Origin of the sequence: Rhodococcus sp. PBTS 1 (assembly GCF_001620025.1) — a bacterium.
GTDB classification, from domain to species: domain Bacteria; phylum Actinomycetota; class Actinomycetes; order Mycobacteriales; family Mycobacteriaceae; genus Rhodococcoides; species Rhodococcoides kroppenstedtii.
The window spans coordinates 1,113,059-1,130,240 of the sequence record NZ_CP015219.1; the positions used below are offsets into that span (position 1 = coordinate 1,113,059).

Annotated in this window: 17 protein-coding genes; 14 read left to right on the forward strand and 3 right to left on the reverse strand. The window is 71.6% G+C overall.

What is annotated here, in order from left to right:
- Positions 1–9 precede the first annotated feature (9 nt).
- Positions 10–1,329 (reverse strand): DUF3533 domain-containing protein, encoded by a 1,320-nt coding sequence (locus tag A3Q40_RS05020; RefSeq protein WP_068100158.1) that lies wholly within the window; start codon positions 1,327–1,329, stop codon positions 10–12.
- 109 nt (positions 1,330–1,438) lie between these two features.
- Here A3Q40_RS05020 and A3Q40_RS05025 point away from each other — a divergent pair, with 109 nt between their 5' ends.
- Entirely contained in the window at positions 1,439–2,086 is a 648-nt protein-coding gene (locus tag A3Q40_RS05025; protein ID WP_068100160.1) for a TetR/AcrR family transcriptional regulator, read from the forward strand.
- Here the strand turns inward: A3Q40_RS05025 and A3Q40_RS05030 are convergent.
- Positions 2,080–3,183 carry an NADH:flavin oxidoreductase/NADH oxidase gene (locus A3Q40_RS05030; protein WP_068100162.1) on the reverse strand — a complete coding sequence of 368 codons (1,104 nt, stop codon included), beginning with the start codon at positions 3,181–3,183 and terminating at the stop codon, positions 2,080–2,082. The genes A3Q40_RS05025 and A3Q40_RS05030 overlap by 7 nt on opposite strands.
- An 86-nt stretch (positions 3,184–3,269) precedes the next feature.
- Between A3Q40_RS05030 and A3Q40_RS05035 the strand changes: the two genes are divergently transcribed.
- The 10 genes from A3Q40_RS05035 (at position 3,270) to holA (ending at position 12,816) form a co-directional block, all read left to right on the forward strand.
- A complete protein-coding gene (locus tag A3Q40_RS05035) occupies positions 3,270–4,535 on the forward strand; it encodes a glutamate-5-semialdehyde dehydrogenase (protein ID WP_068105306.1) in 1,266 nt (421 codons plus the stop codon).
- A 36-nt stretch (positions 4,536–4,571) separates the two neighbouring features.
- Positions 4,572–5,468 (forward strand): AAA family ATPase, encoded by an 897-nt coding sequence (locus A3Q40_RS05040; protein ID WP_157889514.1) that lies wholly within the window; start codon positions 4,572–4,574, stop codon positions 5,466–5,468.
- Positions 5,468–6,904: a vWA domain-containing protein gene (locus A3Q40_RS05045; RefSeq protein WP_068100164.1), complete on the forward strand. Its 1,437-nt coding sequence runs from the start codon at positions 5,468–5,470 to the stop codon at positions 6,902–6,904. The genes A3Q40_RS05040 and A3Q40_RS05045 overlap by 1 nt, the downstream gene beginning before the upstream one ends.
- A gap of 89 nt (positions 6,905–6,993) precedes the next feature.
- On the forward strand, positions 6,994–7,650 hold the full coding sequence (nadD, locus tag A3Q40_RS05050; RefSeq protein ID WP_068100166.1) for a nicotinate-nucleotide adenylyltransferase: 657 nt from the start codon (positions 6,994–6,996) through the stop codon (positions 7,648–7,650).
- Complete coding sequence (rsfS, locus tag A3Q40_RS05055; RefSeq protein ID WP_068100168.1) at positions 7,647–8,078, forward strand: ribosome silencing factor; 432 nt, start codon at positions 7,647–7,649, stop codon at positions 8,076–8,078. The genes nadD and rsfS overlap by 4 nt, the downstream gene beginning before the upstream one ends.
- Positions 8,075–8,722: a histidine phosphatase family protein gene (locus tag A3Q40_RS05060; RefSeq protein WP_068100170.1), complete on the forward strand. Its 648-nt coding sequence runs from the start codon at positions 8,075–8,077 to the stop codon at positions 8,720–8,722. The genes rsfS and A3Q40_RS05060 overlap by 4 nt, the downstream gene beginning before the upstream one ends.
- The gene (octT, locus tag A3Q40_RS05065; RefSeq protein WP_068100172.1) at positions 8,719–9,426 is read left to right on the forward strand and encodes a diglucosylglycerate octanoyltransferase; all 708 of its coding nucleotides are present in this window, start codon (positions 8,719–8,721) and stop codon (positions 9,424–9,426) included. The genes A3Q40_RS05060 and octT overlap by 4 nt, the downstream gene beginning before the upstream one ends.
- A gap of 84 nt (positions 9,427–9,510) precedes the next feature.
- The gene (locus tag A3Q40_RS05070) at positions 9,511–10,254 is read left to right on the forward strand and encodes a ComEA family DNA-binding protein (RefSeq protein ID WP_082834080.1); all 744 of its coding nucleotides are present in this window, start codon (positions 9,511–9,513) and stop codon (positions 10,252–10,254) included.
- Positions 10,251–11,885, forward strand: a complete 1,635-nt coding sequence (locus A3Q40_RS05075; RefSeq protein ID WP_068100174.1) for a ComEC/Rec2 family competence protein — start codon at positions 10,251–10,253, stop codon at positions 11,883–11,885. The genes A3Q40_RS05070 and A3Q40_RS05075 overlap by 4 nt, the downstream gene beginning before the upstream one ends.
- The gene (gene holA / locus A3Q40_RS05080) at positions 11,839–12,816 is read left to right on the forward strand and encodes a DNA polymerase III subunit delta (RefSeq protein WP_068100176.1); all 978 of its coding nucleotides are present in this window, start codon (positions 11,839–11,841) and stop codon (positions 12,814–12,816) included. Before A3Q40_RS05075 ends, holA begins: the two co-directional genes overlap by 47 nt.
- Before the next feature lie 115 nt (positions 12,817–12,931).
- Here the strand turns inward: holA and rpsT are convergent, their stop codons facing one another.
- Positions 12,932–13,192: a 30S ribosomal protein S20 gene (rpsT, locus tag A3Q40_RS05085; protein WP_068100178.1), complete on the reverse strand. Its 261-nt coding sequence runs from the start codon at positions 13,190–13,192 to the stop codon at positions 12,932–12,934.
- A 454-nt stretch (positions 13,193–13,646) separates the two neighbouring features.
- Between rpsT and A3Q40_RS05090 the strand changes: the two genes are divergently transcribed.
- Genes A3Q40_RS05090 through A3Q40_RS05100 form a run of 3 tightly spaced genes read left to right on the forward strand, consistent with a single transcriptional unit; the run spans position 13,647 to position 16,992 of the window.
- A complete protein-coding gene (locus A3Q40_RS05090; RefSeq protein WP_235606558.1) occupies positions 13,647–15,182 on the forward strand; it encodes a circularly permuted type 2 ATP-grasp protein in 1,536 nt (511 codons plus the stop codon).
- A complete protein-coding gene (locus tag A3Q40_RS05095; protein ID WP_068100180.1) occupies positions 15,182–16,153 on the forward strand; it encodes an alpha-E domain-containing protein in 972 nt (323 codons plus the stop codon). The genes A3Q40_RS05090 and A3Q40_RS05095 overlap by 1 nt, the downstream gene beginning before the upstream one ends.
- Positions 16,150–16,992: a transglutaminase family protein gene (locus tag A3Q40_RS05100; protein WP_068100182.1), complete on the forward strand. Its 843-nt coding sequence runs from the start codon at positions 16,150–16,152 to the stop codon at positions 16,990–16,992. The genes A3Q40_RS05095 and A3Q40_RS05100 overlap by 4 nt, the downstream gene beginning before the upstream one ends.
- Positions 16,993–17,182 lie beyond the last annotated feature (190 nt).

Consider the following 17,182-nt stretch of genomic DNA (forward strand, 5'->3'; position numbering starts at 1 on the left):
ACGCCGACACTAACCGTCGGTGCCGACAGCCTCGCGTCGTGCGGACCGCGGGGTGACGGCACGCCGACGGCCGCGCCGGTCGTACAGCGCGGCGACCGCGGCGCCGACCACGAGTCCCAGAGCGAGCCCGATCAGCGTCATCGTCAGCCCGTGTGCGAGGCCGGCCGACCACCGTCCGTCGAAGTAGAGGATCGCGCGGACGGCGAGGTAGACCTGGTGCATCGGCTCGAACGTCGCGAGAAACCCGAACAGTCGGGGAGTGGCCTCGAGGGGGATGGTGGCGCCGGCGGACGGCAGTCCGAGGATGACGAAGAGCACGAGGTTGATCACCAGACCCGGTGTGCCGAGGACCGCCACGACGGACATGGCCGTGATGCCGACGGCGCTGATCGCGAGCGCCCCGTAGAGCCAGAGCAGCAGGGCGTGCGGGGTGGGCATGCCCAGGGCGGCGGCGATGGCCAGGTACAGGCCGGACACGACGGCCCCGACGACGACCATGGTCAGCCACTTCGCCACCAGGGTGCGCAGACGGCTCACCGGGACCGCCGGCTTCTGCCGGAAGAACGGTCCGTACTCGAGCGGCAGGTAGCCGATGGCCCCGTCGACGAGCGCGTTGGCGATGGTGGCGCCGGTGAAGCCGGCGAGGACGAGCAGCAGCGCGTAGTAGAAGGCGGACAGGCCGAGTCCGGTGCCGTCGGGCAGGGGGTCGTACGGCGCGACCACGACGTCGATGGGCTGGGCGAGGGTGATCGCGGCGGTACCGGTCAGGACCGTTCCCTCCGGTAGATCGGCGGTGACCTGGTCGACGAGCTGTGACCCGACCGTCGAATTCGCTTCCGCGAGTGCGCGATCGGCGACGGTGCTCGCCAGCGTCGACCCCAGGGTGCCGGCGCGGGGGTTGGTCATGACGGTGACGATCGGTTTCTCGACGTCGCCCGGCACGGCCGCGGCCTCGGCGAGCACGGTGACGCGCTTGGTGAAATCGCTGGGGATCACCACGGCGGCGTAGACGTCACCGTTCGCGAGCATTTCCTGAGCCTGTGCGATGCCGACCACGCGGAGGTCGAACCGGTCGGCGTCGAGGCCCTTCTCGATGCCGTCGGCGATGGAGGCGCCGAGGTTCGCCTGCTGTCCGTTCGGCAGCACGTCGCCCTCGTCGTTCTGGACGAGCGCGAGGGGGAAGTGGCGCAGGTTCTTCTGCGGGTCCGCCACCCCGCCGAGATAGAGCGCGGCGAGCAGCGACATCAGCACCGACACGACGACGACCGGGGCGGCCCAGGTGAGGGGGCGGCGGAACGCCGACGGACGTGGTGCGATCTCGGTGGACATGGCAGGTCCCTCTCGACGGAGTCGGTGGCCGTGCTCGATTCACTTCTGTATCGGGCGGCAGTTCGATACAGTAGTGCATCGAACTCCCGACCGACAAGGACCGACTTCCGTGAGCACCGAGACAGCCCGGCCGAAACGCAGCCGCGCCGCGACGCGGGAACGTGTACTGGACGGCGCCCTGGCCGTCTTCGCCGAACGCGGTTTCGGACGCTCGACCCCGGAGCAGATCTGCGAGCGCGCCGGCTTCACCCGCGGTGCCTTCTACTCGAACTTCGGCTCGATGGACGAGGTGTTCCTCGCCCTCTGGCAACGTCAGGCGAACGCCCTCGTCGAGAGACTGCGCGCGGCGGTCGACGACGTGCAGGTGACGGCCCCCGCCGGCACGTCCGTCGACCGCGCCTTCACCGCGACCGTCGTCGACGGGCTGTCGGGACTCACCGCCGACGTCTCCTGGCACGTCCTCACGGCCGAGTTCTCCGCGTACGCCGCCCGCCGTCCCGAGGTCGCCGCGGTGATCGTCGAGCACCGCGCGGCGCTGCGCCACGCGTTGCTGCCCATGATCGTGCGCGTGCTGGCCGCGTTCGGGCGCGAACCCGCCGTCGACGAGGACACCCTGGGTCGCAGCGTCGTGGCCGTGTACGACGGCGCCATGTCGCAGGCGATGATCGAGCCCGACGACCCGACGCCGCGACGGCTCGCGCTCGAGCTCGTCGCGGCGATCGTCTGGGATCGCTCACGCCCGGTGCGAGGTCAGTAGGCCCGCTCGTACTGCGGCGGCGTCGCCGGCGTCATCGTGACCCCGAGCTCCTGCGCGGCTCGGCGCGGCCAGTACGGATCGCGCAGCAGCGCGCGGCCGAGCAGGACGGCGACCGCGTCCCCGGAGGCGACGACGTCCTCGGCCTGCTTGGCCTCGTCGATCAGCCCGACGGCGGCGGCGGGAACGGTGGTCTCGCTCTGGATCCGCCGCGCGAACGGCACCTGGTAGCCGGGCGCGACCGGAATCTCCGCCTTGGCGACGTTGCCGCCGGTGGAGACGTCGATCAGGTCGACCCCGTGATCCTGCAGCCGTTCGGTCAGCAGGATCGTCTGATCCGGGGTCCAAGCGTCGGAATCGACGCCGCGGTCCTCGCCGGTCCAGTCGGTCGCGCTGACGCGCACGAACACGGGGCGGTCGGCCGGCCAGACCTCGCGCACGGCGTCGACGACGCGCAGCAGGAACCGGGCACGGCCGTCGAAGTCGCCGCCGTACTCGTCGGTGCGGTGGTTGCTCGCAGGGGAGAGAAACTGGTGCAGGAGGTAGCCGTGCGCCGCGTGGATCTCGACCACCTCGACGCCGGCGCGGTGGGCGCGCGTCGCCGCCGCCCGGAAGTCGTCGACGACCGCATCGATGTCGTCGGCCGACATCTCCCGCGGAGCCGGGTAGTGGCCGAACGGCACCGCGCTCGGGCCGAGGGTCTCCCAGTGCAGCGGGTTGTCCGCCGGCAACGGCTTGCCGCCGCGCCACGGTGCGTCGGTCGACGCCTTGCGGCCGGCGTGCGCCAGCTGGACCGCCGGGACGCTGCCGTGAGCGACGATCTCGGCGACGACCTCGGTGAGCGCCCGCTCCTGCTCGTCGGTCCACAGGCCAAGGTCCCACGGGCTGATCCGGCCTTCGGGGGACACCGACGTCGCCTCGGTCACGATCAGCCCGGCGCCGCCCACGGCCCGCGAGATCAGGTGCGTCCGGTGCCAGGCGGTCATCGCGCCCACCGCGGCACCCTCGGCGTCGGCCGAGTACTGGCACATCGGCGACATCCAGATGCGGTTGGGGACGGTCAGCTCCTGCAGCGTCAGGGGCTCGAACAGCACGCTCATCGGTCCACTCCTCGTCTCGACTCCCTTTCTCGTTCGTGGCCAACCGGCTCGGCGGCGAACTATTCCCGGCGTTTACCCTGGGGTTCGTGACCGCTGTCTCTCCCGCACCCGTCTCTCTCGAGGAGGCCGTCCACGCCGCGGCCCGGCGCGCCCGGCTCGCGGCGCGCGTCCTCGCGCAGACCACCACGGCGGACAAGGACCGGGCGCTCCACGCCGCGGCCGACGCCCTGCTCGCCGCGGCGGACACCGTGCTCACGGCCAACGCCGAGGACGTCGCGACCGCCGCGGCGGACGGCACCCCGGATTCGGTGCTCGATCGGCTGCGTCTGACGCCCGACCGGATCGACGGCATCGCCTCCGGTCTGCGGCAGGTGGCCGGTCTGCCGGACCCGGTCGGCGTGACCCTGGAGGGCACCACCCTGCCCAACGGACTCGAGACCCGTCGGGTGAGCGTGCCCCTGGGCGTCGTCGGCATGATCTACGAGGCGCGGCCCAACGTCACGGTCGACGCCTTCGGTCTCACGCTGAAGTCCGGCAACGCCGTGCTGCTGCGCGGCTCGTCGTCCGCCGCACGCACCAACGCGGCGTTGGTGGACGTCCTGCGTGCCGCGCTGGTCGCCGTCGGGTTGCCCGCCGACGCCGTCCAGTTGCTCTCGTCGGAGGATCGCGCCACCGTCACGCATCTCATCCGTGCGCGCGGGCTGGTCGACGTCGTCGTTCCGCGCGGCGGAGCCGGCCTCATCTCCGCCGTGGTGCGGGACGCGACGGTGCCGACCATCGAGACCGGCGTCGGCAACTGCCACGTGTACGTGGACGCCTCGGCGGACCTCGACATCGCCGAGCGCATCGTCCTCAACGCCAAGACCCGCCGCGTCAGCGTGTGCAACGCGGCCGAGACCGTCCTGATCGACCGCGCGGTCGCCGACGCGGCCGTCCCGCGGCTGGTGGCGGCGCTGGAGGAGCACGACGTCCGCGTCCACGGCGACCTGCCCGGCCTGATCCCGGCCACCGCGGCGGACTGGGAGCAGGAGTACCTCTCGCACGACATCGCGCTCGCCGTGGTGGACGGTGTCGACGGGGCGATCGAGCACATCGACCGCTACGGCACCGGCCACACCGAGGCCATCGTCGCTCGCGACGTCGCGGCCGCGCGGACGTTCACCGCGCGCGTCGACGCCGCGGCCGTCATGGTCAACGCCTCGACGGCCTTCACCGACGGCGAGCAGTTCGGTTTCGGCGCCGAGATCGGCATCTCCACGCAGAAGCTCCACGCCCGAGGACCGATGGGCCTGCGGGAGCTCACCTCGTCCAAGTGGATCGTGTGGGGCGACGGACACGTCCGTCCGGCCTGACCGACCTCCACCACACCGATCCGAAGAGGCTTCCTGGTGACTTCTGCCGCTCCGAACTCCGCCGCCGCGAACATCGTGCCCGTCTTCACCGACGTCGACGACGTCGTCGCCCGGCTGGCGACCACCGGCTACCTCGCCGACAAGGCGACGGCCACCGCGGTCTTCCTCGCCGACCGGCTCGGCAAGCCGTTGCTGGTCGAGGGGCCGGCCGGAGTCGGCAAGACCGAGCTGGCGCGGGCCGTCGCGCAGGCCACCGGCGCGGAACTGGTGCGGCTGCAGTGCTACGAGGGCGTCGACGAGGCCCGCGCGCTCTACGAGTGGAACCACGCCAAGCAGATCCTGCGCATCCAGGCCGATCAGGGTTCCGGGTGGGACGCCACGCGGCACGACGTGTTCTCCGAGGAGTTCCTGCTTCCGCGACCGCTGCTCACCGCGATCCGGCGCAGCGACCCGACGGTCCTGCTGATCGACGAGACCGACAAGGCGGACGTCGAGATCGAGGGTCTTCTGCTCGAGGTGCTCAGCGATTTCGCCGTGACGGTCCCCGAGCTCGGCACCGTTACCGCGACTCGCCGGCCCTTCACCGTCCTCACGTCCAACGCGACCCGTGAGCTCACCGAGGCGCTCAAGCGGCGCTGCCTGTTCCTGCACCTCGACTTCCCCGACGCGGCCCTCGAACGCCGCATCCTCGCGAGCCGGGTCCCCGAGCTGCCCGACGCGATGGCCGAGCAGATCGTCCGCATCGTCCAGGTGCTCCGGGACATGCAGCTGCAGAAGGTGCCCTCGGTCGCCGAGACCATCGACTGGGGTCGGACGTTGCTCGCGCTGGGCGCCGACTCGGTCGACGATGCGGTCGTGAAGTCGACGTTGGGCGTGGTGCTCAAGCACCGTTCCGACACCGAGCGGGCCGTCGCCGAACTGCGCCTGGGCTGATGACGGCCGCCGCCGACGTCGCCGGAATTCCGGCGCACCTGGTCGGCTTCGTCGAGGCTCTGCGCCGTCGGGGCATCGCGGTCGGCCCGTCCGAGACCGTCGACGCCGGTGCCGTGCTCGCGGTTCTCGATCTCCTCGACCGAGAGGCCGTGCGCGAGGGACTGGCCTGCTCCCTGGTGCGACGGCCGTCGCACCGGCCCGCGTTCGACGCCCTCTTCGACCTGTGGTTCCCGGCCGCGATCGGGGCCCGCACGGCCGACGAGGATGCCGTCGTCACCCCGCCGCGGCGGGACGACGGGAGCGTCGACCTCGACGCGCTCAAGCACGTGCTGGCCGATCTCCTCGCGGACGGGTCCGACGAGGCGATGGCGGAGGTGCGACGCCTGGTCGGCGACGTCGTCGAGACCTACGGGAAATACTCCACCGCCCGCGGCGACTCGTTCTCCGAGTACCAGACATTGCGCGAGGTCGCCCCGGACACGCTGCTCGCCCGCATCGTCGAGGGCCTGCGCGGACGCACCAGCGACCCCGGCGCGCCCACGTCGGGCGACTTCGAGAGCGAGCTCGTCCGCCGCACCGCGGCGGTGCGGGTCGCGGAGTTCCGCTCGATGATCGAGAAGGAGGTACGACGCCGCACGGCCGAGGTGCTCGGCCGCGAGCGGGTGGCGTCGTACGGCGTTCCCCGCGCCGCCGAGGACGTCGACTTCCTGCGCGCGTCGGAGGCGGAACTCGCCGCGTTGCGACGATCGATGGTCCCGCTCGCCCGCATCCTCGCCGGGCGGCTGGCCGTACGTCGTCGCCGGTCCCGCGCCGGGTCGATCGACCTGCGGCGCACGCTGCGGCGGTCCATGTCGACGGGTGGAGTGCCGGTGACGCTGGTGACCAAGGCGCCGCGCCGCGCCCGGCCCGACCTGGTCGTCCTCTGCGACGTGTCCGGGTCCGTCGCCGGCTTCAGTCAGTTCACGTTGTCGCTGGTCCACATCCTGCGCGAGCAGTTCTCACGCGTACGGGTGTTCGCGTTCGTCGACACTGTCGACGAGGTCACCCGGTTCTTCTCCGGGCCCGCGTCGGCAGGGGTGACCGACGCGGTGAGCCGCATGATCGCCGAGGCCGACCTCGTCTCCTACGACGGCCACTCGGACTACGGGCACTCGTTCGAATCGTTCGCGATGCGGCACCTGTCCGTCGTGACGCCGCGGTCGTCGGTGCTCGTCCTGGGCGACGCCCGCACCAACTTCCGGGACCCTCGGGTCGAGTCCCTCGCCCGCGCGGTCGCCGTCGCCCGGCACGCGCACTGGCTCAACCCGGAACCGCGGGCCCAGTGGGGCACCGGGGACTCCGCGGCCGAGGTCTACCGCCGGGTGATCCCCATGCACGAGTGCCGCTCGGCGTCGCAACTGGCGGACGTGGTCGGGCGCCTGCTCCCGGCCACGTAGAGTCGACGCTCGTGCACCCAGCGCCGACCCCTCCGGACGGGCCCTCGCGGCCGTCCGGGTCCGAGCCGCGTCCGCGCAGGCTCGGCGTCATGGGCGGCACGTTCGATCCGATCCACCACGGCCACCTCGTGGCGGCCAGTGAGGTGGCGGATCGGTTCGATCTCGACGAGGTCATCTTCGTGCCCACGGGTCGACCGTGGCAGAAGAACGACCGCAGCGTGAGCCCGCCGGAGGACCGGTACCTCATGACCGTCGTCGCGACGGCGTCGAACCCGCGGTTCTCCGTCAGCCGCGTCGACATCGACCGGGGCAAGCCCACGTACACCGTCGACACGCTGCGTGACCTCGCACGCCAGCACCCCGGGGACGAGCTCTACTTCATCACCGGGGCGGACGCGCTGGGCAGCATTCTCGGTTGGCAGGACTGGCAGGAACTGTTCGGTCTGGCGCGCTTCGTCGGGGTGTCCCGGCCGGGATACGAGCTCGAGGCGGACCACCTGGCGGACTACCTCGCCCGGCTGCCCCGCGACGTGCTCACGCTCGTCGAGATCCCCGCTCTCGCCATCTCGTCGACGGAGTGCCGTCGGCGGTCGGCCGAGGGCCGACCCGTCTGGTATCTCGTGCCCGACGGCGTCGTGCAGTACATCTCCAAACGCAACCTCTATCGCTCGGCGGGAGCCGGGGGACGAGACACCGTCTCCGAACCGGCACCGTCGTCCACCGAACACCCGGGAGTTCCGCAGTGAGTGCCACATCCGATGCCGTCGCGATCGCGACCGTCGCCGCCCGCGCCGCCGACGACAAGTTGGCCGCCGACGTCATGGTCATCGACGTTTCGGAACAGCTCGTCATCACCGACTGCTTCGTGATCGCGTCGGCGCCCAACGAGCGTCAGGTCAACGCGATCGTCGAGAACATCGAGGAGAAGCTGCGCGAGGCGGGCCACCAGCCGGTGCGCCGTGAGGGCACCCGCGAGGGGCGCTGGGCGCTGCTCGACTACGTCGACGTCGTGGTCCACGTCCTTCATAACGACGAGCGCCACTTCTACGCCCTCGAGCGGCTGTGGAAGGACTGCCCTGTGCTCGAGATCGAGGGCGTGCGGTCCGAGGAGCGCACCACGTACGGCACCGACGAGGGCCACGACGAGCCGAACGGAAGCGCCCCGACGGCGTGAGTGCTCCGCTGCCGGTGCGTCGGCTGGTGCTGCTCCGGCACGGTCAGACCGAGTACAACGCGACCGGGCGCATGCAGGGTCACCTCGACACCGACCTCACCGACCTCGGGCGTCGGCAGGCCGACCTCGCGGCGCGCGAGCTCGCGACGTTGCGCCCGCACCGCATCGTCACCTCCGATCTGCGCCGCGCGCACGACACCGCCCGCGCCCTGGGCGCGCATGCCGAGGTGCCGGTCGAGACCGATCCGCGGTTGCGCGAGACGCATCTCGGGGACTGGCAGGGCCTGTCGCACACCGACATCGACGCGTCATCGCCCGGTATTCGGGAGACCTGGCGCAGCGACTCCGAGTTCCGTCCGCCCGGCGGTGAATCGCGCCTGGACGTCGCTGCCCGCGCCCGGCCTCTCGTCGAGGAGTTGCTGAGCGACGCGGCATGGACCGCGGACCCGGTGGTGCTCGTCGCACACGGCGGCACCATCGCCGCGCTGACGGCGTCGTTGCTCGGCCTGCCGGTGGACTCGTGGCCCGTGCTCGGCGGGCTCGGCAACGCGAGCTGGGTTCAGCTCTCCCGCTACGAGTCCGAGCCGCCCTGGCGCCTGGACATCTGGAACGCCACCGCGGCCGTCGCCGGAGACGTGCTGTGACCGAGCGGCCGGTGCTGCTGGTCCTGGCCGACTCGCTGTCGTACTACGGGCCCGAGGGCGGGCTGCCGGCGGACCACCCCCGCATCTGGCCGTCGCTGGTGGGGCGCGAGCTCGGCTGGGACGTCGAGCTGGTCGCCCGCATCGGCTGGACCTGTCGCGACGCGTGGTGGGCGCTCACCCAGGATCCGCGGGTCTGGGCGGCGATACCCCGTGCCGGGGCGCTGGTGGTGGGCACGAGCGGCATGGACTCGTTGCCCTCGCCGCTGCCGACCGCCCTCCGCGAGCAGATCAGGTACGTCCGGCCGCCGGCGTTGCGACGGGCCGTCCGCGCGGGATACGGATGGGCGCAACCCCGGTTGTCGCGACTCGGCCGTCCGGTGGCGCTGCCGCCCGCGCTGTCCGTCGACTACCTCGAGCAGATTCGGGGTGCGGTCGCCGCGGTGCGGCCGGACGTGCCGATGGTCGCGACCCTGCCGTCCGTCCACGAATGCGATGCCTACGGACGGGTGCACGCGGGCCGTGAGCCCGCCGTGCGGGCGACCACCGCGTGGGCTCGCTCGGCGAATGTCCCAGTGGTGGACCTCAAGGCCGCGGTGATCGACGACTTCCGCGCCGGCACCACCAATCCCGATGGCATCCACTGGGGTTGGGCCTCGCACGAGCGGGTCGCGGAGGCGATGCTGCGGGTGCTGCGGGGCACCTGAGTCGTCCATCCCCGGGTCCGAGGTTGTCCCCGGGTTCGTTCCGATGCGGAGGTCGCGTCGACGCCGGACCCTAGCGTCGCGGGCATGACGTCATCCGACCTCGCGTCCGATCTCGCCGACGGGCCCGGCTACGACGACCGTCCGGTGCGGCCCGAGCGACCGACGCCGCGCCCGCGGGGCGTCCGGCTCGACCTCGGCTCGCGCGGTCTCCGCGCGCTCGTGGTGGTGGGGGTCGTGCTGGTTCTCGGGACGGCCGGGCTGCTGATGCGCGACGCGCCCGAGGTGGTCGCGGTGCCGCCGCTGCCGTCCGTGGCGGGACCGGCCCTGGAGTCGGCTCCCTCTGCCGAGCCCGACCCGCCCGGGTCGATGGTCGTCAGCGTGGTCGGCGCCGTGCTGCGGCCCGGACTGGTCACCGTGCCGGTCGGCTCCCGCGTGGCCGACGCCGTTGCCGCGGCCGGGGGACATCGGCCCGAGGCCGACATGCTCACGCTGAACTGGGCCCGGCCCGTCGCCGACGGCGAGCAGGTGGTGGTGGGGGTCGGCGGTACGGCCCCGGTCGGTGGGGTGCTGCCGGCGGACGGGACGCCGCCGGCGGGCGGGACGCCGACGTTGTCGGGCGCCGGTTCCGCCGCGCCGGGAAGGATCTCGCTCAATTCCGCCACCGAGGCCGACCTCGACGCCCTGCCGGGCGTCGGTCCCGTCACCGCGGCCGCGATCGTGGCGTGGCGGGAGGAGAACGGCCCCTTCGCGAGTGTCGAGCAGCTGGCCGAGGTGACCGGCATCGGGCCGGCACGTCTGGAGAAGCTGACGGAGTTGGTGGTGCCGTGACCTCCACGCGGGACGCGGTCGACGACACCGTGGCGCAGCAGGATTCGACCGTTCCGGATCTGCGGTTGGTGCCGTCGGCGGTGGGAGCGTGGATCGCGTGCGGACTCGGAGTGGCGTCGGGGGCGTCCGCCGCGGTGGTCCTGGCGGTCGCGTTCGTGACGATGGCCGCCGGGTGCGGTCTGTGGAGCGCCGCCACGGGCTCCCGGCGGCGGGTCGTCACGGTGGCGGCGGCCGCGCTCGTGGTGACCGCCGCGTTCGCCGGGACGGCCGCGCTGCGTGTCGACGCTGTCGACACCGGGCCGGTGCGCGCGTACGCCGAGGCCGGTCGAAGCGTCGGTGTCGACGGTGTGGTCAGCGAGGATCCCCGCGAGATCGACGGCGCCGGTGCGACTCTCGTGGTGCTGTCCGTGCGGGCGCATCGGGTGGCGTCGGGCCGCGACGCGGTGACCGGCCCGGCGGATCTGACCGTTCTCGCCACCGGAGCCGAGTGGATGCGGGTGGCGTACGGGACGCCCGTGACGTTCCGGGCCCGCCTGGCCGTGCCGGACCGACCGGGCCTCGTCGCCGCCGTGGCACGCCCGACCGGCCCGCCGAGCCCGGGTATTCCGCCGTGGTGGGCGGCGGCGGCCACCGCCGTCCGGGGCGCGCTGACCGCCGCGTCGGAGCGGGCGTTGCCACCCGAGTCCGCAGGCCTGCTGCCGGGCATCGTGGTGGGCGACCGATCGGGGCTGCTGCCCGACGTCGAGGAGGACTTCACCGAGGCCGGGATGTCCCATCTGACGGCGGTGTCGGGCGCCAATTTCGCCTTTCTCGTCGGCGCGGTGGTGCTCCTGGCGCGGGCGTGCACGCTCGGACCCCGAGCGACCGTGCTGCTCGCCGGGCTCGCGCTGGTGGCGTTCGTGGTGATCGCCCGTCCGTCGCCGAGCGTGCTGCGGGCGGCGGTGATGGGGGTGATCGGCCTGCTCGCGCTGTTGACGGGGCGACGACGCCACGCGATGCCGGCGCTCGCCACCGCTGTGATCGTGCTGCTCGCGGTGGACCCGGCGTTGGCGGTGTCGTGGGGTTTCGCGTTGTCGGTCACGGCGACCGCGGCCCTGGTGCTGCTGGCACCCGTGCTCCTGCGCTGGTGGGTCGGAGATCCCGATGCGCCGGACGGTCGGCCCGCGCGGTCGCCGGTGCGGGGCGCCGTCGTGGTCGCGGTGGCCGCCCATCTGGTGACCGCGCCGATCGTGGCGGCGATGGCGGGCCGGTCGAGCCTCTACGCGGTCGTCGCGAACGTGCTCGCGGCGCCCGTGGTCGGTCCGGTCACGGTGGTGGGCGCCGCGGCGGCCCTGATCGGCGTGGTCGACATCGACGTCGGCGCGCTGGTGGCGGGGGTGACGCGGCTTCCCCTCGCGTGGCTCGTCGAGGTCGCGCGCGTGTGTGCGTCGGCGCCCGGCGCGGTGATTCCCACCCCCGACGGGCTCGCCGGTGCGCTGGTGGTGGGCGCGATCGCGGTGGGTGCGATCGGCGTGTGGTGGTGGGTCCGGGCGCGAGGGGGTCGGGAGGGTCGGGGCTGTCGGTCGCCCGTGGCACGATCGTCCGGTGAGTGCAGCGACCCGCCCCGAGCCCCTTCATCTCGTCCTGGGTGACGAGGAGCTGCTCGTCGAGCGTGCGGTCTCGTCCATCGTGTCGGCGCTGCGTCGGGCGGCCGGCGGGGGCGCGGATCTCCCCGTCGACACCATCCGGGCCGGGGACACCACCACGGCCGAGTTGGCGGAGCTGCTCAGTCCCTCGCTGTTCGCCGAGGACCGGGCCGTGATCTTCGAGGCCGCGGCCGAGGCGGGCAAGGACGCGGTCACGCTGCTGCAGGACGCGGCGTCGTCACCGATCGACGGGGTGGTGCTCGTGATCCTGCATTCGGGTGGGGGACGGGCGAAGTCGATGGTCGGGGTGCTGCAGAAGGCGGGTGCGGTGGTGCACGACTGCGCCAAGATCACCAAGGCCTCGGACCGCATCGACTTCGTGCGCGGGGAGTTCCGCCGTCACGACGTGCGGGTGGCACCGGACGCCATCGCGGCCCTGGTGGACGCCGTCGGTTCGGACCTGCGCGAGCTCGCCGCCGCGAGTTCCCAGCTGGTGTCGGACACCGGCGGAAAGGTCGACGTCGCGGCCGTGAAGCGGTACTACTCGGGCCGCGCCGAGGTGACGGGGTTCGACATCGCGGACAAGGCGGTGGCGGGGGAGAAGGCAGCGGCGCTCGAGGCGCTGCGATGGGCGATGCTGGGCGGTGCGCCGCACGTCCTGCTGGCGGACGCCCTGGCCGATGCCGTGCACACGGTCGCCCGCGTCGGGTCGGCGGGCCGCGGTGACCCGTTCCGGATGGCGCCGGAACTCGGGATGCCGCCGTGGAAGGTGAAGAAGGCGCAGGCGCAGGCCCGGCACTGGGATCCCGAGCGCATCGCCGCGGCGCTGCAGGTGGTGGCCGCGCTGAACGCGGACGTGAAGGGGCAGGCCGCCGACGCGGACTACGCGGTGGAGCGGGCGGTCACCGTCGTCGCGGGGCTGGCCGCGGCGCGGTAGGTCGGCCGGTGCTCGGTCCGGGGAACGCACCACACCCCGGCCGCCGAGGGCGACCGGGGTGTGGTGGGCACGGCACGGCGCGTCGCTCCCCGAGGGGAGCGGACCGTGGCGCGAATCAGAGCTTGTTGAACGCCAGGGAGAGCGCCGACTTCTTGTTGGCGGCCTGGTTCTTGTGGATGACGCCCTTGCTGGCAGCCTTGTCGAGCTGACGGCTGGTCGACTGCAGGAGGGTCTCGGCCTTGTCCTTGTCGCCGGCGGCAGCAGCCTCACGGAACGACCGGACGGCGGTGCGCAGCGACGACTTCACCGACTGATTGCGCAGACGCTGACGCTCGTTGGTGGCAATGCGCTTCACCTGGGACTTGATGTTGGCCACGCTGAAATATCCTTCGCTTCTACTCGGTCCGGGACGGCTGGCTCCGGGGAACGATCCTGGCCGTGACGTGCTGTGCTCGTGCTAAGCATGCGGCGGGCACGGATGACGTGCCCACGCCCGACGGTCGAGACTACCAGCGACGGACCGTGAACCCAATTCGCCCGCCGCCGGGGGACACCGTCGTCCGACGAGTGTGACGGCCGGGGCTCTTGTGACCGACGATAATTGTCGTGTCCCCCGTGCCAGGACGCACCCGGTGAGGCACCATGACGCCATGAGCCCACGGTCCACTGCGACGGAGAAGCCGGACAAGCCGGCGAAGACGACGTCGAAATCCGCGCAGTCGCAGAAATCGACCGCACGGTCGTCCCGGTCGACCGCTCGCTCGTCGACGACCGACGGGGTGTTCGGCGGGTACAGCGACGTGGGCCGGTACGGGCTCGCGTTCGACGAGATGTTCGACGGCGACGGTGGCCTGCGTGGACCGTACAAGGGCATTCACAAGGCGTTGGCTCCCTCCGACGCCGGTGAGCTCGAGGCCCGCTCGGACGCGCTCGGCCGCGCCTTCGTCGACCAGGGCATCACCTTCTCGCTGTCCGGGCAGGAGCGGCCGTTCCCGCTGGACCTGGTGCCCCGCGTCATCGCCGCGGCCGAGTGGAACAAGCTCGAACGCGGCATCACCCAGCGCGTCAAGGCGCTGGAGATGTTCCTGGCGGACATCTACGGCGACCAGGAGATCCTTCGCGACGGCGTCGTGCCCAAGCGGCTGGTGACCTCCTGCGAGCACTTCCACCGCGAGGCGTTCGGCATCGTGCCCCCCAACGGCGTGCGCATCCACGTCGCCGGCATCGACCTGGTGCGCGACGCGGAGGGCACGTTCCGCGTGCTCGAGGACAACCTCCGCTCACCGTCCGGCGTCAGCTACGTCATGGAGAACCGGCGCACCATGGCGCGGGTCTTCCCCGACCTCTTCGCGAGTCACCGGGTGCGCGCGGTGGGGGACTACGCGACCCATCTGTTGCGGGCCCTGCGCGCTGCGGCCGCCATCAACGAGGCGGACCCCACCGTCGTCGTTCTGACTCCGGGCGTCGCCAACTCCGCATACTTCGAGCACTCGCTGCTCGCCCGGTTGATGGGCGTCGAGCTTGTCGAGGGCCGCGACCTGTTCTGCCGCGACAACGTCGTCTACATGCGTACCACCGAGGGCGAGCGGCAGGTCGACGTCATCTACCGCCGCATCGACGACGACTACCTGGACCCCATGCAGTTCCGGCCCGATTCGGTGCTGGGAGTGGCCGGGCTCGTCAACGCGGCGCGCGCCGGCAACGTCGTCATCTCCAGCGCGGTGGGCAACGGCGTCGGCGACGACAAGCTCACCTACACGTACGTGCCGACGATCATCGAGTACTACCTGCACGAGAAGCCGCTGCTGGCCAACGTCGACACCTACCGCTGCTGGCTCCCGGAGGAGTGCGAGGAAGTCCTCGACCGCGTGGACGAGTTGGTGATCAAGCCGGTCGAGGGATCCGGCGGTTACGGCATCGTCTTCGGCCCCGACGCCAGTGCGAAGGAGCTGAACGCGATCACGCGCAAGATCAAGGCCGATCCGCGGGGCTGGATCGCCCAGCCGGTGGTGCAACTGTCGACGGTGCCCACCAAGATCGGCGATCAGTTGGTGCCCCGCCACGTGGACCTGCGGCCGTTCGCGGTCAACGACGGCGACGACGTGTGGGTGCTGCCCGGTGGGCTGACGCGCGTCGCGCTGCCCGAAGGGTCGCTGGTGGTGAACTCCAGCCAGGGCGGCGGCAGCAAGGACACCTGGGTGCTCGCGAGCCGGAGTTCGTCCGAGGAACGCGAACTGGGCGGTCAGGAGATCGTGAGCGAACCGCCGTCGTCACCGACGGCGCCGCAGGGTCCCGAGCTGACGTCGTCGCAGATCCAGCAGCAGCAGCAAGGGCGCACGGACACCATCGGAACGGGGGCCGAGTGATGTTGGCGCGCAACGCGGAATCGCTGTACTGGATCGGGCGCTACGTCGAGCGGGCCGACGACACCGCTCGGATTCTCGACGTCACGGTGCACCAGCTGCTCGAGGACGCCACGGTCGATCCCGACCACGCGTCCCGAGTCCTGTTGCGCGTGTTGGGTTTCGAGCTGCCCACCGAACGGCTCGACGTCTGGTCGCTGACCGAACTGGTCGCCTTCTCGCGCAACGGGACGGGATCGATCGTCGACTCGCTGTCGAGCGCTCGCGAGAATGCCCGCGGCGCACGGGAAGTCACGTCCAGCGAGATGTGGGAGTGCCTCAACACCACCTACAACGCGCTCAACGATCGCATCCGCGCCTCGAAGCGGCTCGGACCGCACGAATTCTTCAGCTTCATCGAGGAGCGGGCCGCGATGTTCGCCGGGTTGGCGGACTCCACGCTCAGCCGCGACGACGGGTACCGCTTCCTCCTGCTGGGCCGGTCCGTCGAACGGGTGGACATGACGGTGCGACTCCTGCTCGCCCGCGCGGGTGACCGGCCGTCGTCGCCGGCGTGGGTGACGGTGCTGCGCTCGGCCGGAGCGCACGACACCTACCTGCGGACCTATCGGGGCGCTCTGGACGCCCAGCGGGTGCTCGAGTTCATGGTTCTCGATCGACTGTTCCCGCGATCCATCTTCTACGCCTTGAGTCAGGCGGAGGCGTCGCTCGACGAGCTCGACCACCGGCCGGACAGTCGCGTGGGCTCGACCGCGGAGGCGCAGCGTCTGCTCGGCCGCGCCCGCAGCGAGCTCGAGTTCCTGCAGCCGGGAGCGCTGCTCGAGGACCTGCAGGATCGTCTGATGGCCCTGCAGAGCGTGTGCAGCGACGTCGGCGACGCGATCTCGACGCAGTACTTCCACGCGGCGCCCTGGGTGGCGTGGACGGATGCCGGAGCGCGCACGGACGTCGCGCAGGTGGAGGGAGAGCTGTGAGCTGGCGACTGCGCGTGGTGCACACCACGGGCTACAACTACGACGCCCCGGTGACGTCGTCGTACAACGAGGCGCGATTGACCCCTCGGAGCGACAATCGCCAGAACGTCATCCTGAACCGCGTCGAGACGGATCCGGCGACGCGCTCCTATCGCTACACGGACTACTGGGGCACGGCGGTCACGGCGTTCGACCTCCACGCTCCGCACACGTCGCTGGAGGTGGTGGGCTCCTCGGTCGTCGAGACCGACGCCTTCACTCCGCCCGCGGAACCGTCGGAGTGGGGTGACCTGCACGCGGACTCGGTGACCGACCGGTTCGACGAGCTGCTCGGCACCAGCACCTACGTGCCCGCCAACCGCCAGTTGGCGTCCGTCGCCAAGAAGCTGGCCAAGGACCGCACGCCCTACGAGGCCGTGACCGCGGTGGCCGAGTGGGTGCACGCCGAGATGGCCTACGTTCCCGGCACCACGGGTGTGCACACTTCCGCCGTCGAGGCGTACGCGGAGAAGAAGGGCGTCTGCCAGGACTACGCCCACCTGACCCTGCTCATGCTGCGCAGCATCGGGATTCCGGCGCGGTACGTGTCCGGGTACCTGCACCCGACCGCCGACGCGGTGGTGGGGGAGTCGGTGGAAGGGCAGTCCCACGCGTGGGTGGAGGCCTGGACCGGATCATGGTGGGGATACGACCCGACCAACGCCGTGCCGGTGCGCGAACAGCACGTCTCGGTGGGCATCGGGCGTGACTACGCGGACGTGCCGCCGCTCAAGGGCATCTTCTCCGGCGGCGGATCCACCGAGCTCGACGTGGTCGTGGAGATCACCCGGCTGGCGTGAGTCACCGAAACTGGTAGATCACGAGCAGTTCGAGGGTGACACGTCGTGTCATACGTCGGTCGACGACTCAGCAACACCCGTGCGGAACGTTGTTCAGAGACATGTTCCCGACGTTAGCGCTGCGAAGCACCGGCCCGGTGTATGGCAGCGTGTTCTCTCGTCGGCCTGATGCAAGCCACCGTGCCCGAGC

What these genes read in the sequence shown, in the direction of transcription:
- A3Q40_RS05045 (WP_068100164.1), top strand. Translation starts at nt 5,468, where the DNA reads ATGACGGCCGCCGCCGACGTCGCCGGAATTCCGGCGCACCTGGTCGGC.
- A3Q40_RS05095 (WP_068100180.1), top strand. Translation starts at nt 15,182, where the DNA reads ATGTTGGCGCGCAACGCGGAATCGCTGTACTGGATCGGGCGCTACGTC.
- A3Q40_RS05090 (WP_235606558.1), top strand. Translation starts at nt 13,647, where the DNA reads ATGTTCGACGGCGACGGTGGCCTGCGTGGACCGTACAAGGGCATTCAC.
- A3Q40_RS05070 (WP_082834080.1), top strand. Translation starts at nt 9,511, where the DNA reads ATGACGTCATCCGACCTCGCGTCCGATCTCGCCGACGGGCCCGGCTAC.
- A3Q40_RS05030 (WP_068100162.1), bottom strand. Translation starts at nt 3,183, where the DNA reads ATGAGCGTGCTGTTCGAGCCCCTGACGCTGCAGGAGCTGACCGTCCCC.
- nadD (WP_068100166.1), top strand. Translation starts at nt 6,994, where the DNA reads ATGGGCGGCACGTTCGATCCGATCCACCACGGCCACCTCGTGGCGGCC.
- A3Q40_RS05020 (WP_068100158.1), bottom strand. Translation starts at nt 1,329, where the DNA reads ATGTCCACCGAGATCGCACCACGTCCGTCGGCGTTCCGCCGCCCCCTC.